Genomic DNA, 19,883 nt, shown 5'->3' on the forward strand with positions numbered 1-19,883 from the left:
ATCGTTTTACAGGAATTAGCATGTCTCAATCAACGCCCGTTTGTGTGGTTACCGGTGGTAGTCTTGGCATTGGCTTAGCCGTGGTGGAGAAGTTCGCCAAGAATGGCTATCAGGTAGTGAATCTGGACATTCGCGATTTTGATAAGCCGGTGAAGCAGGCGCAGTGGATGAATTGCGATGTCACCAGTGAAAGCGCTGTGTCTGACTGTATCACTGAAACCCTCAATCGATTCGGTCGAATAGATGCATTAATTAGCAATGCAGGTATGCATTTTTCCGCCACCATCGAAGATACCTCACCTGAAGATTTCGATCGGGTGTTCTCGCTGAATGTAAAGGGGGCCTATCACGCCGTGCGGGCCGTGTTACCCGCAATGAAACAAGCAAAATCCGGGGCCATCATCATCATGGCATCTGATCAGGCAATTATCGGCAAGCGCAATTCCTTCGCCTATAATATGAGTAAAGCCGCACTGGCTTCTATGGCGAAAACCACCGCGCTAGATTATGCCTCCTTTAACATTCGCGCTAATGCCGTGTGTCCGGGTACCATTGAAACCCCGCTGTATCACAATGCCATCGACAAATATGTGGCAGCTAGCGGTGCAGATAAAGCGCAGGTGCACGCCGAGGAAGAAGCCGCACAACCCCTCGGGCGACTAGGGCAACCAGACGAAGTGGCGGCGTTTACGTATTTTCTTGCCAGTGATGACGCAAAGTTTATTACCGGCAGTCTGCACAGCATCGACGGTGGCTACACGGCACAATGATGAAATTTATCGACCCGCACTTACATTTCTTCGCCCTGGACGAAGGCGACTATAACTGGTTAAAGCCGGAGAACCCGCCGTATTGGTCCGATAAAGCTGAAATAGCTAAAACCTTTACAGAAAAAGATTTGCGCCTTTTTGGCGAGCAAGCGCTTGCCGGTTATGTACATATTGAAGCGGGATTAGATAACGCGCGACCCTGGCGGGAAATCGATTGGTTGGAGTCGAACTGCACCTTGCCCATGCGGTCTGTTGCTGGGTGCGATTTACAAGCAGATGATTTTGAAGCGGTAATGCACGCCCTTATTCAGCGCCAGTCTGTGGTTGGCGTTCGTCATATACTCGATGACAGTGCTTTCGTTGTATTGCAAAGCAGTAAAGCCCGAAGGGCATTGTCTATGCTGGCCGAAGCTGAACTGAGTTTTGATGCGCAGCTGTACGGCGAAGATACCGCGGGCATAGCCGCACTGATCGAAGTGTGTCATCTAATGCCAGCGCTGCGCATAACGGTAAATCACGGCGGCTTTCCGCCTGCGTCTGAAATCAATTACGCGAATTGGAAAACCAATATGTCGGCGCTAGCGGGTTGCCCGAACGTGGCGGTAAAAGCATCGGGCTGGGAAATGACAAACCGTTATTGGCGGCCGGAAAGTGCCGGGCTTGTTATCAAAGACCTTATCAGTCTGTTCGGCAACGAACGGGTGATGCTGGCCAGTAACTTTCCTCTGAGCAACTGGCGTTACTCGTATTCCGAATTCTGGGATCTCATGTCTGGCCTGGTAGAGAATAGCGAGTTGGAACGACTGACATATCTTAACGCCAGACACTGGTATGGATTTAGTCATCAGTGAGTAAGCCCGCAAGCGGGCTACTCTTCGATATCTTTGCCAAATTTGTTTTTCAGCCAGATATACACTGACAATTCTGCTGCCACCATCAATATGCCCATAAACAGTGGAAACACGCCGAGAACAAAATCTAGCAAAGCGCCAATACTGAGCCCGCCGCGCCAGCATAAATCAGCCAATGTGCGTTCTTAATTCCATTGGTTTTCATCTAGGGACTCCGTACGGTTATTGAGGCAGATTCAACTAGTGACTTACCCAGCCAACTGGCGTTGGAGTAATTATTCAAAATTAACGAATGTATAGGCACCAGACCTGATACATATCTATGTTGGAATAAATCAGAATGGGTGGCAATTGTCCGTACGGACAGTCTTTTAACGGATTTGTTATCGCGTTTTTTCAAACTATGAGCTCACCTTCTATCAATTGCTAAAAATTCGCAGTGACTAATATTTAATCTTCTCTGGAGAACCAAAATTCTGATTAAGAGGTAATAAACTGTATTTCGTTTCATTTGTTATGTAATTCAATCGCATGACGCTTATCGCCAGCGAGGACCTATGCTTTCCAGACGAGATTTCACCAAACTCTCCACGCTTACTGCAGCTACCGCAGTCGTTTCCGGTAAAACTTTTAGTGAAACTACTACTTCAGCGCCTACTAATGCATCTACGGATGACCTACTTGTGGGTGCCTGCAGTTGGACATTTGGTATCGATGACCATGAAGCAATGATGAAAGCCGCAAGTGAATGCGGGCTAAATGCAATACAGTTTAACGGCCAGCCCTATGACGTACCGGTGAGTGAACTGAAAGCGACCGCAGATAAACATGGGTTAACGATAGTCTGTGCCGACCCGTTCGATACAGAGCCACCTTCTGAACAAGAGGCGACTGTCGAAAATGCCATGGCATTATTTAATCGTGCTATTGATTACGCAGCTGAACTTGGAACGCCTACCGCCATTCATGGCCTGACACGATGGACCATTGCGCAGAAAACGGATGAGCAAAAGTGGCAGCGCCTGGCCGAGCTATGTAATAAATCGATAGCCTACGCAAAAGAAAAGCATGTTCCACTTATGTTTGAGCCCTGTAATTTGTATGAGATCCCCTTAGTTCACTCAACGAAGGATTTTGAAAAATTACTGAGCATGTTGGATGATCCAGGCTATTTACAATACCTGCCGGACAGCTTCCATCTGAATATTCATGAAATCGATCCTAAGGCTGTGCTGAAGAAGTATGCCTCACGAACGGCCATGTTCCATATCTCGGATTCGAACCGGGCAGGCATTGGCAAGGGAAGGCTGGATTTTCACAGTTATCATGATGCCTTGCGAAATGGCGGATTCCGTGGGCCAGCCATTATGGAAATTGTGCTGACAAGCACGCCTGTTAATGTACCACCAAGAAACGATGCTGAGCTGGCTGAGTTCAAAAAGCAGGTTGCATACAGTGCTACGAAGTGGCGTGAATATGCGAAAGTTTACGGCTAATAAAAAAGGTGGCATTTGCCACCTTTTTTTGTCTGCGGTTAAAGTATTATTTCAATGCCGTTACCGACATGTTCGGTGAACGATAAACCACCTCATCATTCAACTCGATACCAATTCCTGGCGTATCGGGCGCTTCGATAAAGCCGTTAACCGGTTGTGGATCTTGAATACACAGCTCGCGGTTCCAGGATTTGGTTGCGTAAGTGTGATGTTCGTGGATCAGGAAGTTCGGGATCGCGGTTTCCAGATGCAGGCTGGCTGCAGTAGCAACCGGGCCACCACACACGTGGGCCTGAATGCGCACATCGTAGATGTCGGCGTAGTCACACACTTTCTTCGCTTCGGTGAAGCCCCCACACAGACCAATATCTGGCTGCAGTACGTCGAGAGACTGATCTTCCAGATATGGACGAATTCCCCAGCGATTATACAAACGCTCACCACCGGCAATTGGCGCTTTCACATTACGGGCAACCTTGTCGTGCAGTTTGGAGTTCAGGTAATTCACTGGCTCTTCGTAATACATGCAGCCAAATTCTTCTACCAGCTCACCCAGTTGAATAGCGGTGGTGGCGCCCGGCAAACTGTGGCATTCAAAGATGATGTCACCTTCGTCGCCCATGGCATCACGAATAGCTTGCAGACGAGCGCGGAACAGCTTCATTTCCGCGCGAGAGATAATCTTCGTGCGGTCGAAGTGGGTGTCACCATTGATGTCATAAACGATGGGATCAACCTTCACAGCGGTGTAACCTTCCGCCATGGCTTTCTCGGCAGCACGACCGTATTCTTCAGGTTGGATCAATTTTGTAATGGTAGTGTCCCAGTCGAACTGCAACTGACTGGCGTAAGAGCGCAATTTGCCGTTAGTTTTGCCACCCAGTAGTTGATACACGGGCAGACCAAGGGCCTTACCTTTGATGTCCCATAGTGCGGTATCCACGGCACTCATAGCGGCGTAAATCACCGGACCGCCACCGAGACCCCAGAAGCTCTCACGCAGCATTTTCGACCACAGACCTTCGGTGTTAAACGGGTTCCAACCGATTAGCATGGCTTCGGCGATTTCTTTAATCATGTGCGCTGCAGCAGAATGACCCCAGTCGTAAGCCAAACCGGCTTCACCTAAACCGGTAATGCCTTCGTCAGTATAAATACGCACAAATACCGGGTTCCAAGGCGGACGCTCGGGGCACTCGATATCAAAAATTTCAACTTTGGTAATTTTCATTTTATGTCCTGAATCTGATTTTGTCGTTTAAGCGCCGCCTTTCGCGGGGGACGGAGTTGGCATTCATAACACGGCGTAAACTCATCCATGGGGCCTCGGCTGCCGCTTCCCTGCGGCAGACGGTTATGAATACCAACCCCTTACCCCAGCTGCGTCGGCGTTTATTCGCAGAATGTCGGGTCTAATTTATATGCGCGGCGCAGCATGGCTGGCCAGGCTTTTTGTCCACCGGTTTCACCGGAGTGGACGATTTTGGCCTGCTCGTAAATGCCTTGTACGATAGGCTCTGGTATGTCGATGACTTCTTCACCGGCTTGCATCAACGACATCTGAATATCGCAAGCACGCTCCAAATCGTAGAAGCGCATAAATGCATCGCCCACGGTGGGGCCAACTGTCAGACCGCCGTGATTGGGCAATAACATGTGATTCGTGTCGCCCAAATCTTCTTGTAGCTGTTTACGTTCGTTGTCGTCTACCGCCAGACCTTCATAACTATGGTAGCTCAGTGAGGGCAGCGAAAACAGCGAGTACTGGCTCCATGGCTTGAGTCCGCCTTTGAGCGATGCAACGCCAATGGTGGCTTTGGTATGAAGGTGTATGACGCACTTTGCGTCTTCGCGCACTTCATGAATTGCGCTATGAATCGTAAAACCGGCTGGGTTTATTTGGTAAGGCGAGCCATCGAGAATATTGCCGTCCAGGTCAACCTTCACCAGATTTGAAGCCCGTACCTCGTCGAAGGTCAGGCCGAACGCGTTAACCAGATAATGGTTGGTTCCAGGCACTTTGGCTGAAATATGGGTGTAAATTAAGTCGCCCCAACGCATGTCCGCCACCAAACGGTAACAGGCTGCGAGGTCCACCCGAGTTTGCCATTCTTCTGGCGACACCTTGTCTTTCAAACTGAAATGTTCGAGTTCAAACACGGAGTCACTCCTTTTCATTTGTATTGATTTAAAGTAGCAGAGGAAGGAAAGACCAACAATCCCGACTTCATCTAACTCATTCTTTATCGGTCTGGCTTTGGCGGAACAGCACTGAAAGGCTATCACGCAAGGGGATAAGATGATCCGGGTTTTGCATATCCCGGATTGTCAGTTGGTAGGCGTCCCGCTTCACCCAACTCAAATTGTCGTTCGCCCAGGCTGGTGCAGCAAAGGGCTGGCCGATACCTTCTAGTCCAGCATGCTGGCTGCACGCATAGATGCCCATGTTGTCCTTTGTTGTAAGTAATAACTTACCAACTTCAACATTAATACCGGTTTGGGCAAAGACTTCACGATGCAACGTGCATTGTTCCGCCTCTGTTTCAGCCGTATGGGTCACGGGCAGTTCGAGTAAACCACTGGCATTTTGCCAGAGTAGCGTGTCGGTATCAGCTTTTATTAAGCAAGCCAGGGTGTCATGTTGCTGGGGCGTACTTTCGATGGTGCGGCATGCCGGAGGCGCGGGCAGGTCAGTGCATCCGAAAAGCGGCAAAAGTAACAATATGGCTGATAAGCGAAACCTAAAAAACATACAACTAGGTAAAATAAATGTTATTCAAATAAAAATTTAAAAAGAGTCTCAGGCTCTTATACAAGATCACTGACTACGTATCAGTGGCGGCAGTATAACAATAATAATCACAGGTCCGAACCGGACTTGTTTTAAAATTTCGGTCTATGGAATGAAATCTAATACAGGTTAACCACCTGAAAGCACGACGATTATCGACCGGGAAATGTTGAAGGAATCAGAGATGTCCATGAAATCTATATTGTCCCCGCTTTTGTTGGGGGTTGTCGCGCTGGGTGGCTTCCTTATTTATGTCAGTTTACCTGAAGAAGAAAAAACAACAGCAAGTAGTGGTTTTGCTACCCCGGTGAGAGCTGAGTCTGTGGTGTTGCAAACGTTCCCGGTTACCATTGAAGCCTTGGGCACCGCTAATGCGAATGAGTCGGTCACCATTACTGCGCAGCAAACAGACCGTGTGCGCGAGGTGAAATTTGACGATGGCGATCACGTTAATGCGAACCAGTTGCTGGTGCAGCTTAGCAACGAAGAAGAACTTGCCCGGGTCGTTGAGCTAGAAGCGAACATCGACGAAGCGCAGCGTCAGTTTGAGCGGGTAGTCAACCTGGCGAAAACCCGTGCCGCATCGCAACAAATTCTCGATGAACAACAAGCCAGAGTAAAAGCCCTGACCGCTCAGCTTGATGTAGCCAAAGCGCAACTTTCTGAGCTGGAAATCCGCGCGCCTTTTTCTGGCGTGCTGGGTATTCGTAATGTCAGTGTGGGTTCGTTGGTGCAGCCTGGCGAAATTATCACTACGCTCGACGATATCAGCGTAATCAAAGTGGACTTCAGTGTTGCAGAAGGACAACTGGCCAGCCTGTCACCCGGACAGCGGGTTTTCGCCCGCTCGGTGGCGTATCCCGGTGAAACCTTTGAAGGTGAAATTTCAACCATCGATTCCCGTATCGATCCCGTCTCCCGTTCAGTTTTGGTGCGTGGTCTCATCAAAAACGATCCGGCGCGACTTCGCCCCGGTATGCTGCTGCAAATTACGCTGGAAAAGCAGGTGCTGGAAACCCTGGTGATTCCGGAAAAAGCCCTGGTTCCTATTCAAGATAAGCAGTTTGTTTTCGTAGTCGACGATGACATGGTGCATCAGCGAGAAGTGATTATTGGTGAGCGTAAACCAGGCATTGTGCAAATTGTTGACGGTCTCAGTGAGGGCGAGCGCATCGTGACCGAGGGCACATTGCGAGTACAGCAGAATTCCAAGGTAAGAGTTCTGGACCCGCTGAACGCTGAAGGAGAATAACCATGTGGTTATCAGATACCTCCGTTAAGCGTCCGGTTTTTGCCACAGTAATCAACCTGCTGGTGGTAATCTTCGGGATTGTGGCTATTTCCATGTTGTCGCTACGGGAATACCCGGATATCGACCCGCCCATCGTTTCGATCACGACGAACTACGATGGCGCCTCAGCTAATATTGTCGAAACCCGTATCACCCAATTGCTGGAAGATCGCATTAGCGGTATTGAAGGCATTAAAAATATCACCTCAAGCAGCCGAAACGGCCGTTCACAAATTACCATTGAATTTCAGCTTACCCGCGACATCGATGCTGCTGCTAACGATGTGCGCGAAGGGGTTAGCCGGGCGCTGAATAATCTGCCAGAACAAGCCGACCCGCCAGAAGTCGCTAAAGCCAACTCCGATGAAGATGTGGTAGTGTGGTTTAACCTGCGCAGTACCAACCTCGACACCATGGAACTGACAGACTACGCCGAGCGTTTTCTGGTTGACCGTCTGTCCATTGCAGAAGGCGTGGCGCGGGTGCGTTTGGGTGGGCAGCGTACTTATGCAATGAAAGTCTTTCTCGATCGCAATGCTATGGCAGCCCGTGGCATTACAGTAACTGATGTTGAAGACGTTATTCGTTCGGAAAACGTAGAGCTCCCCGCCGGTGAAGTTGAGTCTAATGATCGCGATTTCGAAGTCCGTGTAGCCCGTTCTTATCTGACACCCGATGACTTTGCCCAGCTCACCGTAGCGGTAGGTTCGGAAGGCTACCTGGTACGTTTAGGCGAGATAGCCCGAGTGGAACTTGCCCCGGAAGACGACGAGAGTGAGTTTCGTGGTGATGGGGTAAACATGATTGGCCTGGGGATCATTAAACAGTCTAAAGCCAACACCCTGGACGTGGTGCGTTCAGCCAAAGAGCAAATCGCTAAAATAGAAGAAACATTGCCGGACAATATCTTTATTGTGCCCAGCTACGATTCTTCCGTATTCATCGAAGAATCTATCAACGAAGTGTACAACACCCTTATCATCGCCATGCTGCTGGTGGTTTTGGTGATCTACCTTTTCCTTGGCAACGTGCGCGCCACGCTCATACCCGCAGTTACTGTACCTGTGTCTATGATTGGGGCATTCATCGTGATGTACCTGCTCGGCTTCTCTATCAATCTTTTAACGTTACTGGCCATGGTGCTGGGTATTGGATTAGTGGTGGACGATGCAATTGTGGTGCTGGAAAACATTCACCGTCGCATCGAAATGGGGGAAACGCCATTACTGGCAGCTTATCGCGGTACCAAAGAGGTAGGTTTTGCGGTAATCGCGACCACGCTGGTGCTGATCTCGGTATTTGTGCCTCTGGTATTTCTAGAGGGAAATATCGGGCGGTTATTTACCGAGTTCGCACTGGCTATGGCCGCTGCAGTGGCCTTTTCCAGTTTTACCGCTCTGTCGCTGTCGCCCATGATGGCCTCGAAGTTACTCAAAAAACAAACCCGTAATAGTGGCTTTGGTAACTGGCTGGACAAACGTTTTCAGTCAATTGAAGGGCTTTATCATCGTAGTTTGGGAAAAACTATTCACCAGCCCTGGCTGATGGCCTTACTTTTTGTCATAACGTTAACGCTTATCTGGCAGTTGTTCGGCAAAATTCCCAGCGAGTTTACGCCCAAAGAAGATCGCGGCACATTTTACATTTTGATGAAGAGTCAGGAAGGGGCATCCTTCGAAAGTAATGCGGCTAACTTACGCAAAATCGAAGAAATTCTCATGCCCTATCGAGAGGAAGGCACTTTTGATCGACTGCTGGTAAGAGCGCCAGGCTTCGGTACTAACGCAGGCCTTGCAGTGGTTGGCGTAGTACCCTGGGATCAGCGTGATTTCACCTCTTTTGAGCTGATGAACGAAGTGACCAAAAAGCTGGATGCCATTCCCGACGTGCGAACCTTCGGCATGATGCGTAGTGGCATCGCCGGACGAGCCGGACAGCCTGTGCAATTTGTTCTTCAGGGCGATACCTACGAAAACTTAGTGAGCTGGCGGGATATTATTCTGGATAAAGCCCGTGAAAACCCTGGCTTAGTACGCGTAGATTCTGACTACAAAGATACCTCCCCGCAGTTGCAGGTGAATATCGACCGTGACAGGGCGGCCGACCTCGGCGTTTCTATTTCTGATATCGGACGTACACTAGAAGTTATGCTGGGGCAGCGACGTGTCTCGACCTACCTGGACCGTGGTGAAGAGTATTACGTTATCATGGAAGGCATTGAGGAAGACTACCGTAGTCCCAACAGTATCGACAATTTGTATGTGCGTTCCCAGCGCACCGGTCAGCTCATTCCCATGGACAACCTGCTAACTGTAGATGAGCAGGCAACCTCGGCGGTGCTTAACCGCTACAACCGCATGCGTGCTATAACCATTGAAGCTAATTTAGCGGAAGGCTACACGCTCGGCGAAGCCTTGGCTTATTTGGAAAACATTGTACGTACCGAATTACCCGATGCTGCTTCTGTGGACTACAAAGGGGAATCCCAGCTTTACCACGAGCAGGGAAGTTCTTTTATCTTTGTGTTTATCCTGGCACTGGCGGTAACGTATTTAATCCTCGCTGCGCAGTTTGAAAGCTGGGTGCATCCTTTTGTGATCATGCTCACGGTGCCACTGGCGCTGGTGGGGGCTTTTATTGGTTTGTATCTGAGCGGTATGACACTCAATATTTACAGCCAGATTGGACTGGTGATGCTCATTGGTCTTGCGGCGAAAAACGGGATTCTGATTGTCGAGTTTGCCAATCAACTGCGGGATGCCGGTGTGGAATTTGAAGAAGCGCTACGTCGCGCCGCCGCCCAGCGATTGCGGCCTATCGTGATGACTGGTTTCACCACGGTATTCAGCTCGCTGCCGCTGGTTCTTGCCAGTGGCCCGGGCTCTGAAAGTCGTATGGTCATTGGTATGGTGATTTTTGCTGGGGTAATCGTATCGGCATTCATGACGTTGTACATCGTACCAACGGCTTACGCCACCTTTGCTCGCAATACCGGCTCACCAGAAACCCGAGCCAAAAGACTGGCCGAAGAAGACGCCGCCATTCCCTACCGCAAAGGGGATTTGGAGTAGCTTAAGGCCGGTGCTGTGGAAGCCTTACGCATTTAAAATTCGGAACACGCTGCTGGTCAAATTTTATGAGATGTATGTGAGGCTGGCGCGAAAGCTGTGAGGAGTTTGGATTCAAAACCGTCTGCCGCAGGGAAGCAGCAGTCGAGGCCCCAGGGATGGGTTCACGCCGTGTTTTGAATCCGAACTCCGCAAGCTTCTAAGCGCCAGCCTTTAGCAGCCACACGTTTTCTTGGGCATCTACTTTGCCTTTCAGATTGATTTCGCTGCCGTGTAGCAAGGTAATGCTGTAATGGTCGATGTAGTGTTGTTCCACTTCATTGGCAATTACTGCAAAGGGAGGGCCGTCCATTTTTTGCTGATCATAATCGAAAGTGATCAACAGCTGTGGGGCAGTGCCTGTGAGGTCGCGCAGGTGTTTGGTGTAGCGTACCCGCATTTCAAACGGCAGGGCTACCAGTGCTGCACGGTCATAAACCGCATCAATGTTGCCCAGCATGTCGGGAGTAATATGGAAAATATCGCCGCCGAACAACGTAAAACCTGGGCCGTCGTAGCGTGTGATGTCACCCATTTTTGTGCTGTCAGGAATAATATCCAGTTGCTGACACAATTGCGCAATGGCAATGGTACTGAGTTCGGCTGCCACCACGTAGTAGCCCTGTTTGATCAGCCACGGAATATCCAGCGTTTTACCACAAAGCGGCACAAAAATTCGGCTGCCTGGTGCCAGCGATAATCGATGAATATTTTTGGTCAGGTTAGGATTGGCTTCCTGTTCATGAAAACCGGTTTCATTGTTATGCCACTTCATTAACCAGAATTCTGGATCCATCTTCCATTCCTTATCAGTTTAGATGTTGGCAGATTAGCTTAACCAGTCCGGCAGGTAAATCACTGTTAATGTAAGAATACCTGACCATGCGACTAAAACCGCTGCTGCCTGATAGCTGATTCCTCTAACAGACGTCAGTTTGTGGGCACTGTCGTTTGGTAAAATAAAACTCGATAACCATGCTACAACCAGCGTACAGACAAAGCCAATGAGGTTCCACCAGAACCAGAAAAGAGTGCTGTCGCTGAGCCATAAAAAGACATTGGTACCCACACCGGCTAACAGCCCAATATTCATCGCAACCGGAGATATTTTGCGGCTGTGTATGCCTGCAAGGAAGGTGGCTAAAACTGGGCCGTAAAACACCGAACCAATTTTGTTGATGGCTTCAATCACCGTAGGCGCAATGTTGCCTGCGTATAGCGAAAGTACCAGTGTAATTAATCCCCACACCGTACCTGTGATGCGTGCTCGTTTCAGGTAGCTTTCATCGTCAGGTTTTGCACCAGTGATGCGGCAGATGTCTTCCGTGGTCACCGCGGCGAGGCTATTAATGGCGGAACTCAGCGAAGACATTGCCGCCGCCAGAATCGCCACCACAAGAATGCCGACAATGCCCGCAGGCAAATAATTAACGATAAAGATCGGCATCATCCAGTCGGGCTCGTCAGCGGGGATCTGCGCTTGTAACTCCGGGGTAGTCAGCACCACTGCGCCAATCACTAACCCCGCAGCGCAATACAGCACGGTGATGGGGAAACGCAGGAAAGCGACAGTGAGCAGCATCTTTTTCAAATCGCTGATACTGTGACTGGACAGCGAACGTTGTGCCTCAGACTGGTCGCAGCCATAGTAAGAAGCGTAAAGCACCAGTCCGCCAAAAATCATCGGCAGCAAACCAAAGTCGCTGCCATCCACGCCCGCGGTTTCTGTGTTCGCAGCCTGCAAGCGTTCAGAAGGAATAATGTCCATGACTTGCTGCCAGCCACCGGCGGCATCCAAGCCTGCCCACAGACATAATCCTGCACCGGCAACAATTAATATCATCTGAATCGCATCGCCGTAAACCACCGCTTTCATACCACCCATGGCAGAATAAATTAGCGTAATGACCCCAATGACTAAAATGGCGTGAAGTTGGTTCAGCCCCATGGTGCCTTGCAGAATAAGGCTAATGGCATAAATCATAATGGCGGTGGCAAAGGAGCGACTTATCTGGAACACAAAACTGATGAGCAGACGAGTGGAGCGGGAAAACCGCTGTTCGAGATAATCGTATACACTCACCACACCGGCATTGTGTAAGGTCGGGAGTAAGCGCCACAGCATAACGATAACGGCAAGGGGCAGGGCAAGCTCGTAACTTAACCAAATTAGCCCGCCACCTTCACGAAGGCCGACAAATGTAGGGGCTGAGATAAAACTGATGGCCGAAAGTTGGGTCGCCATTACTGAAAGCGTGAGTGTGGGCCAGGCCAGAGAACGTCCACCGAGAAAGTATTCCTGCCCGCTTTCCTGATGACGGAATCGTAACCCCAGCCAGAGCAAGCCAAGTAAATAGAGTCCTACAATGAGGTAGTCGAGCCAGGTCATCCTTTTCCCCTTTTTTATTATCTACGGATAAGTTCGCAAAATACCGTTTACTGCTCAGGCACTTCACCACCTTAGCACAGCAAGTCGCTGAATTGTGGTTGGGATTTATACCGATGGAGATGGGGAATTGTTCAACAAAAGGGACGGAAACAAAAAAGGCAGCCTAAGCTGCCTCTTAAATGAAATAATAAGAACGTGTTGATTAAGCGGATAGCTTAGCAACGGCTTCTTTCAATTCTGCATTCACTGTGTCATCGGTTACTTTACCAGCTTCTACGTCGAATACATCGTAGAAGTTAGGCACAGATACGCTGGCTTTTACGTTACCGGCAAAGAATTCTGCAGAGGCCACTGCTGCGCCAAGCACTGATTTCGCGCCACCTGGGCCTGGTGATGTTGACAGGTAAACAGCTGGTTTGTGCGCGTATACTTCGCGATTTGTACGGCTCGCCCAATCGAATAAGCTCTTAAAAGCCGCTGGATAATGGCCGTTGTGTTCGGCAAAAGAAATAACCAGCGCATCGGCGGAGGCGATATCTGCAAGAAACTGTTTAGCCTGCTCAGGGCTGCCCAGTTCTTCTTCGCGGTCCTGTGTATAAAGCGGCAGCTCGTAATCGTTGATATCGAGTACCTTTACTTCTGCACCGTCGATTAGGCCGGCAACATAAGTCGCTAATGCTTTGTTAATAGAGGTTTTGTGAGTACTGGCACCAAAAGCTACAACTTTCATTTATTAAAATCCTTTCTGAGTTTCTGTTCACTATACAATACGGTTTTTCACGCTTTTGGGTAATTGCTAAATACCAGACAAAACGTTCGATTTTATGAAACGAACGTTCACCTTAAAATGATCATCCGTACTTTGTATGAACTCCGCGTTGCCAAAGAGTGATGAATGGCGTGATGTATGCACCACAATATAGTGCCAGCCTATTTTACACCCCAGAGGAATGGCGAAGGCTGCCACATTTTCCCGGCGCTAAAACTAAACCCGTTCGGACGATCATCCGCTATTAACAGCGGGCCATCGAGGTCGACAAATTCTGCGCCCTCACATAGCAAATAAGCGGGAGCCATCGCCAGTGATGTGCCCACCATACAACCTACCATTACCGTAAAACCCAGTTCTCTGGCGCGTTGAAGTAGGTCAATGGCTTCGCTAAGGCCGCCCGTTTTATCCAGCTTAATGTTAACGCTCTGGTAACGCTTACGTAGTGTTTCGAGGTTATCTGCGGTATGACAGGATTCATCGGCACAAAGCGGTATTGGGCATTCATAGCCTTCCAGCGCCGCGTCTTCTGCAGCAGGCAATGGTTGCTCTATCAATACGACATTGCAGGCTTTCAGTTGGTCGGCAACGGCTTTAAGCACATCCACCGACCAGCCTTCGTTAGCGTCTACAATTAATTGACTGTTTGGTGTGACCTGGTGAATTGCGGCAATCTTTTCCACTACCGCTTTGGGGTCAAGTTTCACCTTTATTACCGGAGCGCCAGCCAGTTTACGTGCTGACGCCTGCATGTTCTCAACCGTATCTACGCTAATGGTTTGTGCGGTAACGCACATTTCAGGCAGCGTTAACTCCGTTAGTTCTGCCACCGACTTGCCACTCATTTTGGCGCGTAAATCCCAAAATGCACAGTCCAGGGCATTACGGGCAGAGCCTGCTTTAAGTAAATCGGGCAACAGTGCGTGGTCTTCCACATAACGCAGCTTTCCCTTTACCGACTCAAGTTCAGCAGTCACCAATTCAATGGATTCGCCGTAGCGGCCATAGGGTACAGATTCGCCCTGACCAGTAAAATGACCGTCGCTAACGGTCACGCGAATCACTTCTGCGGCAGTTTTCTCACCGCGGGAAATGCGAAACACTTCCGCCAAGGTGAAGCTCTCGTGGTAAACAGAAATGGTTAAGGCCATTAGAGCGCACCAACAATGTTGCTTACACCAAAGCGCACCGGATCAGTACACGGCAGGCCCAATTTTTGACTGATATCTTCACAATATTGCCGTGCCTCTTCCTCACTCACACTTGACGTGTTTACGGCAATACCAACAACCTTCACATCGGGGTTGGTCAGGCTGGCAGCCTTAGTGGTCATTTCAATTACATCCTCAAGGGTAGGCTGAGGGTAGTGGGGTAATCCGCGCATATGTGAGCGGTTTAGTGCATGACAAATTACCAGTGCGTCAGGCTGGGAACCGTGCAACAAGCCCAGAGACACGCCAGCAAATGCCGGGTGAGATAATGAACCCTGGCCTTCGATGATGTCCCAGTGATCATCGTCGTTATCCGGGCTTAAGGTTTCTACCGCACCGGAAATAAAGTCGGCTACCACGCAATCGATAGCGACGCCTTCACCTGCCACCAAAATACCGCTTTGTCCGGTGGCTCTAAACGTGGCTTTCTTGCCCGCCTCATTAAGTGCTCTGGTAAGCGACAAAGAGGTATACATTTTTCCTACTGAACAGTCGGTGCCCACGGTCAGTAAGCGTTTTCCACTACGCTTGATACCTTTACCGGTTTTAAAACGGGTGGTGGGATGACGAATATCAATCAGTTGTCTATCAATACGGTTAGCGGCTTCAACCACGGCAGGAATGTTAGTGAGCTTGTCGTGCAGACCGCTCACTACGTGCATACCTGCCTCAATTGCCTCAACAATGGTGGGAACCCAGGCTTCATCAATAAAGCCGCCGCTATTGGCAAAGCCGAGTACGAATGTGTTTGCGCCCTGAGACACCGCTTCATTGATAGTCATCGCAGGTAAGCCGGTAGATACCTCGCAGCCAAGAAGGGCATACTCGCCAATACAGGCATCCGGATTCCAATCAGCCACACTTTTGGCCATTTTGATACTCAGCGGGTCGGTTGCATCACCGATAAACAACAGGTACGGCGGGGTTAAGATCATCGTTACTCCACAAACCATTAATAGTAAGAGACCATTTAAAGGAAAGCGGGTGGGGAATTCAAGCGGGAAACTGCTAGTGGAAAGTGATATGCGACAATCTTCATACAAAAAAGCCACCGAATCGGTGGCTTTTCAAAGGATTGTGTCTGAAAGATTACTCGTCGAGGAAGCTGCGTAACTGCTCAGAGCGGCTTGGGTGGCGCAGTTTGCGTAACGCCTTCGCTTCAATCTGACGGATACGCTCACGGGTAACGTCGAACTGTTTACCTACTTCTTCCAACGTATGGTCGGTGTTCATATCGATACCGAAACGCATACGCAGTACTTTTGCTTCACGGGCTGTCAGACCGGCCAGGACTTCCTGGGTTGCGTCTTTCAGGCTGCCGCCGGTAGCTGAATCGAGGGGCTGAATAATGGTGCTGTCCTCGATAAAGTCACCCAGATGCGAATCTTCATCATCACCGATAGGCGTTTCCATGGAGATAGGCTCTTTCGCAATCTTAAGCACTTTACGGATTTTATCTTCCGGCATTGCCATACGTTCTGACAATTCTTCCGGTGTTGGCTCACGACCCATTTCTTGAAGCATCTGGCGAGAGATACGGTTCAATTTGTTAATGGTTTCAATCATGTGAACCGGAATACGGATAGTCCGCGCCTGGTCAGCGATTGAACGTGTGATTGCCTGACGAATCCACCATGTCGCATAAGTTGAGAACTTATAACCACGACGGTATTCGAACTTATCTACCGCTTTCATCAGACCGATGTTACCTTCCTGAATCAGATCCAGGAATTGAAGACCGCGGTTGGTGTATTTTTTCGCGATTGAAATAACCAGACGTAAGTTCGCCTCAACCATTTCTTTCTTCGCACGACGGGCTTTCGCCTCACCGATAGACATACGACGGTTAATGTCTTTAATGTCAGCGATAACCAGACCCGTTTCCTGCTCTACGCTGTTCATCTTAGAGATTGAACGCTCGATGTCTTCTTTATAATTTTCCAGCAGACCGGTATACGCCGCGCCTGAAGCCAGTGTTGCTTGTAACCAGTCGGTGGTGGTTTCGTTGCCCGCAAATGCCTTGATGAAGTCTTTCTTCGGCATTTTCGCGTTCACAACGCAGTACTTCATAACAAGACGTTCTTGAATGCGCACTTTGTCCATCATGTCACGCATGTTTTTAACCATGCGATCGAACTGCTTGGGCACCAGACGAAATTCTTTGAAAATCTCACTCAGAACGTTAATTTGTTCACGTGATTTTTTGTCAGAACGACCGTTAGTTTCGATAACTCCACGGGTTTTCAGATATTGCTCACGGAGCAGGGCGAATTTCTCGCGCGCTAATTCCGGATCAACACCGCTGTCATCGTCATCACTGTCGTCGTCATCGTCGTCGCTGTCGTCATCGTCTTCGTCGTCCAACTCTTCAGCTGGAAGCTCAGAACCGATGTGGGTAGCCGTTGGCGCGAGATCCTGATCATCGTTAGGGTCAACAAAACCGGAGATAATATCGCCAAGGCGAATTTCTTCTGCTTCGTACAAGTCCCACTGTTCCAGCAAGTAAGTAATTGCTTCAGGGTACTCTGCAACAGAACACTGAACCTGGTTGATGCCGTCTTCAATACGCTTAGCGATTTCAATTTCGCCTTCACGGGTAAGAAGTTCTACGGTACCCATCTCACGCATGTACATGCGAACCGGGTCAGTGGTGCGGCCGATTTCACTCTCAACGGTAGCCAGTGCCTGGGCAGCCGCTTCGGCAGCGTCTTCATCGGCAGTGGTTTCTTGCATCAGCAGTTCGTCTGAGTCTGGAGCAGATTCTGAAACCTGGATCCCCATATCGTTAATCATGCTGATGATGTCTTCGATTTGATCGGAATCGACGATATCTTGTGGCAGGTGGTCGTTAACCTCTGCAAAAGTTAAGTAACCTTGTTCTTTACCTTTTGCAATAAGGAGTTTAATCTGAGACTGCTTGCTTTGAGCCATATAACCTACACTTCTCACATTTAATTAATAAGCAAAAAAGCACGTTCAAGCGCCGGAATTTTCCGTCTTGTCCATGCTTGCTGTCGTTTGTTACCGCACCTGTCAGAACATCGGCTATTGTAATTTAGGCCTGTTTTATGCATAGTAATCAAAAGCTAATACTTTGATTGTCGCATCAGGGTCAGCCCGATGTTTGATTCAATTCTGTTTGTGGCGAATTAGCCAGTATAACAGGAAAACGTTAAATTTGACCAGACGTTCAGCGCGATTTTTCGCCAGAACGAAAGCATTTATAGCTTTTGACGTTCTTTCATCAGTAAGGTCAGTTCAGTCTTCTCGTCCTGTGACAAGGGTTGCATACGCGATCGGGAGATCAATGTTTCAATCCTGCTATCGAAATGCCAATCGAGCAACTTTGCAAAACTGTCGCAATATACCGCCTCTGCATCGTCATCCTTTATCAGGTGTTCCTGCAACAGTAACTTCGCGATGACAGGAGAATGGGGATGGTCGCGGAAGTTTTCAAGCACCTGAGCGGTAGTTGACTGTGGATTATTTACACAGTACTGATGAATATCCACAAGTACGTTAATACCGGGCACGCCGCTGTGAGCCAAAACGGCTGGCGCGCATTCGGGGTGCCCAGCAGCCAGAGCAGGGTTATCCAGTAATAATCTAACCATGGTCCGCACCGGCGAAATCTGGGTTTTTTGCTGGGTGTAGCTGGAAGGTTTAGGTTTGGCTGAAGCCTGATTCGCCTGTTGCATATCTTGCTGCAGACGAAAACGGTCGTACTCACCCACGTGTTTTGCTAACTCTTCCTGCAACATGGCTTTCTGACTATCACCAAGTACCTGATCAATCAACGGCTGTGCCGCTGCCTTCAGTGCGACTTTACCTTCAGGTGTGCCCACTTCATGTTCTTTTAGTAGTGATTCAAAGAAGAATCGGGATAAGGGCAGTGCATCATCAAGCAAATTCATGAAGGCGTCTTTACCCACTTTACGCACCATAGTATCCGGATCTTCACCGTCGGGCAGAAACAGAAAGGTCAGTTTTACGCCGTCTTTTAATGCAGGCAGGGCATTTTCCAGTGCGCGCCAGGCTGCGTCGCGACCGGCGCGGTCACCATCATAACAACACACAATATGGGATGTCGCGCGCATCAACATGCCGAGATGTTCGGGGGTGGTAGCGGTACCCAATGCGGCAGTGGCAATATTAATATCGAATTGGCTTAAGGCCACCACATCCATATAGCCTTCTACAATGATGACCTTATCCAGATGCCGCTGGCTTTGCTTGGCCTGATAAAAGCCAAACAACTCGTGCCCTTTGTGGAAAATGCGGGTTTCCGGCGAGTTAAGGTATTTCGGGCCATCGCCTTCCAGCACCCGGCCGCCAAAGCCAATGACACGTCCACGGCGATCCCGGATCGGAAACATGATCCGATCGCGGAAAAAATCATAGGTCTTGCCCCGATCATTCTGGTTTACCAACTTCAAATCGATTAATTGCTTAACGCGCTCGTGCTCTTTGCCGAAGGTTTTTAATACACCATCCCACTCCGACGGTGCATAACCAATTTCCCAATGTTTGACGACATCACCGGATAGACCGCGGCCTTTAAGATAATCAATGGCTTTCTGGCTGTTCGCGTGTTGGCGAAGCTGTTGCTGAAAATAGCGGGCGACGCTTTCCATCAAGGCGTAGTCATCTTGCTGTTGCTGACGCTTTTCTTCGCTCATGACCGGGCGGCTGCTTTGCTCCCGGGGCACTTCGAGGCCATGAATTCTGGCGAGTTCTTCAATGGCTTCAACAAACTCAAGGCGATCAAATTCCATGATGAAAGAAATCGCGTTGCCGTGGGCTCCACAACCAAAACAGTGATAAAACTGCTTATCCTGACTTACCGTAAAGGAAGGGGTTTTTTCGTTGTGAAAAGGGCAACAGGCTTGATAGTTTTTGCCGGCTTTTTTCAGCTTCACACGACTGTCTACAATGTCGACCACATCGCTACGGGCCAACAGATCATCAATAAAATCGCGTGGAATTCTTCCGGACATCAGAAACGGTAACCTACTGTTTTGAATTAAAGAGCATGAAAAATATAAGCGTCAAACCAAGGATGTTTGCAAAAATCTGTATCAGCAGAATGCCAGATACTTTAATCAGGGGATGTGCACGGTGCAACCAAATAATGTTTTCGTACCACAAATAAAACAGCGGCTGAAACATGCTGTTTCAGCCGCTGCTTAAGGCTTACATCAGGAAAAA

16 protein-coding genes are annotated in these 19,883 nt (G+C 49.2%); 5 read left to right on the plus strand and 11 right to left on the minus strand.

The features are described from left to right. The first annotated feature begins 20 nt into the window (after positions 1–20). Together ACXAGX_RS16995 and ACXAGX_RS17000 are read left to right on the plus strand one after the other, a co-directional pair. Positions 21–770, plus strand: a complete 750-nt coding sequence (locus ACXAGX_RS16995) for an SDR family NAD(P)-dependent oxidoreductase (protein ID WP_474839767.1) — start codon at positions 21–23, stop codon at positions 768–770. Further along, positions 767–1,621: an amidohydrolase family protein gene (locus ACXAGX_RS17000; protein WP_474839769.1), complete on the plus strand. Its 855-nt coding sequence runs from the start codon at positions 767–769 to the stop codon at positions 1,619–1,621. The genes ACXAGX_RS16995 and ACXAGX_RS17000 overlap by 4 nt, the downstream gene beginning before the upstream one ends. Before the next feature lie 17 nt (positions 1,622–1,638). Here the strand turns inward: ACXAGX_RS17000 and ACXAGX_RS17005 are convergent, their stop codons facing one another. Further along, on the minus strand, positions 1,639–1,797 hold the full coding sequence (locus ACXAGX_RS17005) for a hypothetical protein (RefSeq protein WP_474822948.1): 159 nt from the start codon (positions 1,795–1,797) through the stop codon (positions 1,639–1,641). Between the two features lie 381 nt (positions 1,798–2,178). On the opposite strand from ACXAGX_RS17005, the gene ACXAGX_RS17010 reads away from it, so the two are divergent. After that, positions 2,179–3,117, plus strand: coding sequence for a sugar phosphate isomerase/epimerase family protein (locus ACXAGX_RS17010; protein WP_474822953.1), 939 nt, complete (start codon positions 2,179–2,181; stop codon positions 3,115–3,117). 46 nt (positions 3,118–3,163) lie between these two features. Here ACXAGX_RS17010 and ACXAGX_RS17015 read toward each other — a convergent pair whose 3' ends face one another. The 3 genes from ACXAGX_RS17015 to ACXAGX_RS17025 all read right to left on the minus strand — a co-directional run bounded on the left by ACXAGX_RS17015 (position 3,164) and on the right by ACXAGX_RS17025 (position 5,830). Then, a complete protein-coding gene (locus ACXAGX_RS17015; protein ID WP_070123815.1) occupies positions 3,164–4,348 on the minus strand; it encodes a mandelate racemase/muconate lactonizing enzyme family protein in 1,185 nt (394 codons plus the stop codon). Between the two features lie 161 nt (positions 4,349–4,509). After that, on the minus strand, positions 4,510–5,295 hold the full coding sequence (locus tag ACXAGX_RS17020) for a class II aldolase/adducin family protein (RefSeq protein WP_474822958.1): 786 nt from the start codon (positions 5,293–5,295) through the stop codon (positions 4,510–4,512). A 58-nt stretch (positions 5,296–5,353) separates the two neighbouring features. Continuing rightward, a complete protein-coding gene (locus ACXAGX_RS17025) occupies positions 5,354–5,830 on the minus strand; it encodes an NUDIX hydrolase (RefSeq protein WP_474822960.1) in 477 nt (158 codons plus the stop codon). A 262-nt stretch (positions 5,831–6,092) separates the two neighbouring features. On the opposite strand from ACXAGX_RS17025, the gene ACXAGX_RS17030 reads away from it, so the two are divergent. Both ACXAGX_RS17030 and ACXAGX_RS17035 read left to right on the plus strand, forming a co-directional pair. Then, entirely contained in the window at positions 6,093–7,160 is a 1,068-nt protein-coding gene (locus ACXAGX_RS17030; protein WP_474822964.1) for an efflux RND transporter periplasmic adaptor subunit, read from the plus strand. 2 nt (positions 7,161–7,162) lie between these two features. Next, complete coding sequence (locus ACXAGX_RS17035) at positions 7,163–10,270, plus strand: efflux RND transporter permease subunit (protein ID WP_474822968.1); 3,108 nt, start codon at positions 7,163–7,165, stop codon at positions 10,268–10,270. Between the two features lie 196 nt (positions 10,271–10,466). Here ACXAGX_RS17035 and tmpT read toward each other — a convergent pair whose 3' ends face one another. The 7 genes from tmpT to dnaG form a co-directional block, all read right to left on the minus strand. After that, positions 10,467–11,102, minus strand: coding sequence for a thiopurine S-methyltransferase (gene tmpT, locus ACXAGX_RS17040; protein WP_474839771.1), 636 nt, complete (start codon positions 11,100–11,102; stop codon positions 10,467–10,469). A 33-nt stretch (positions 11,103–11,135) separates the two neighbouring features. Then, positions 11,136–12,695 carry a sodium:solute symporter family transporter gene (locus ACXAGX_RS17045; protein WP_474839773.1) on the minus strand — a complete coding sequence of 520 codons (1,560 nt, stop codon included), beginning with the start codon at positions 12,693–12,695 and terminating at the stop codon, positions 11,136–11,138. A 202-nt stretch (positions 12,696–12,897) separates the two neighbouring features. After that, positions 12,898–13,425, minus strand: coding sequence for an NADPH-dependent FMN reductase (locus ACXAGX_RS17050; protein ID WP_474822976.1), 528 nt, complete (start codon positions 13,423–13,425; stop codon positions 12,898–12,900). Between the two features lie 200 nt (positions 13,426–13,625). Beyond that, positions 13,626–14,615 carry an N-acetyl-D-Glu racemase DgcA gene (gene dgcA / locus ACXAGX_RS17055; protein ID WP_474839775.1) on the minus strand — a complete coding sequence of 330 codons (990 nt, stop codon included), beginning with the start codon at positions 14,613–14,615 and terminating at the stop codon, positions 13,626–13,628. Continuing rightward, on the minus strand, positions 14,615–15,610 hold the full coding sequence (gene dgcN / locus ACXAGX_RS17060; RefSeq protein ID WP_474839777.1) for an N-acetyltransferase DgcN: 996 nt from the start codon (positions 15,608–15,610) through the stop codon (positions 14,615–14,617). Before dgcN ends, dgcA begins: the two co-directional genes overlap by 1 nt. A 154-nt stretch (positions 15,611–15,764) precedes the next feature. Continuing rightward, positions 15,765–17,606: an RNA polymerase sigma factor RpoD gene (rpoD, locus tag ACXAGX_RS17065; RefSeq protein WP_474839779.1), complete on the minus strand. Its 1,842-nt coding sequence runs from the start codon at positions 17,604–17,606 to the stop codon at positions 15,765–15,767. Positions 17,607–17,896: 290 nt separating this feature from the next. Beyond that, positions 17,897–19,672, minus strand: a complete 1,776-nt coding sequence (gene dnaG, locus ACXAGX_RS17070) for a DNA primase (RefSeq protein WP_474839781.1) — start codon at positions 19,670–19,672, stop codon at positions 17,897–17,899. Positions 19,673–19,883: the final 211 nt, after the last annotated feature.

This window comes from Alteromonas sp. ABV4_515, assembly GCF_056160345.1.

Coding starts and splice junctions, on each gene's coding strand:
- rpoD (WP_474839779.1), bottom strand. CDS start 17,606: ATGGCTCAAAGCAAGCAGTCTCAGATTAAACTCCTTATTGCAAAAGGT.
- ACXAGX_RS17045 (WP_474839773.1), bottom strand. CDS start 12,695: ATGACCTGGCTCGACTACCTCATTGTAGGACTCTATTTACTTGGCTTG.
- ACXAGX_RS17000 (WP_474839769.1), top strand. CDS start 767: ATGATGAAATTTATCGACCCGCACTTACATTTCTTCGCCCTGGACGAA.
- ACXAGX_RS17020 (WP_474822958.1), bottom strand. CDS start 5,295: ATGAAAAGGAGTGACTCCGTGTTTGAACTCGAACATTTCAGTTTGAAA.
- ACXAGX_RS17015 (WP_070123815.1), bottom strand. CDS start 4,348: ATGAAAATTACCAAAGTTGAAATTTTTGATATCGAGTGCCCCGAGCGT.
- ACXAGX_RS17050 (WP_474822976.1), bottom strand. CDS start 13,425: ATGAAAGTTGTAGCTTTTGGTGCCAGTACTCACAAAACCTCTATTAAC.
- ACXAGX_RS17035 (WP_474822968.1), top strand. CDS start 7,163: ATGTGGTTATCAGATACCTCCGTTAAGCGTCCGGTTTTTGCCACAGTA.
- tmpT (WP_474839771.1), bottom strand. CDS start 11,102: ATGGATCCAGAATTCTGGTTAATGAAGTGGCATAACAATGAAACCGGT.
- dgcA (WP_474839775.1), bottom strand. CDS start 14,615: ATGGCCTTAACCATTTCTGTTTACCACGAGAGCTTCACCTTGGCGGAA.
- ACXAGX_RS16995 (WP_474839767.1), top strand. CDS start 21: ATGTCTCAATCAACGCCCGTTTGTGTGGTTACCGGTGGTAGTCTTGGC.
- dnaG (WP_474839781.1), bottom strand. CDS start 19,672: ATGTCCGGAAGAATTCCACGCGATTTTATTGATGATCTGTTGGCCCGT.
- ACXAGX_RS17010 (WP_474822953.1), top strand. CDS start 2,179: ATGCTTTCCAGACGAGATTTCACCAAACTCTCCACGCTTACTGCAGCT.
- ACXAGX_RS17030 (WP_474822964.1), top strand. CDS start 6,093: ATGTCCATGAAATCTATATTGTCCCCGCTTTTGTTGGGGGTTGTCGCG.
- dgcN (WP_474839777.1), bottom strand. CDS start 15,610: ATGATCTTAACCCCGCCGTACCTGTTGTTTATCGGTGATGCAACCGAC.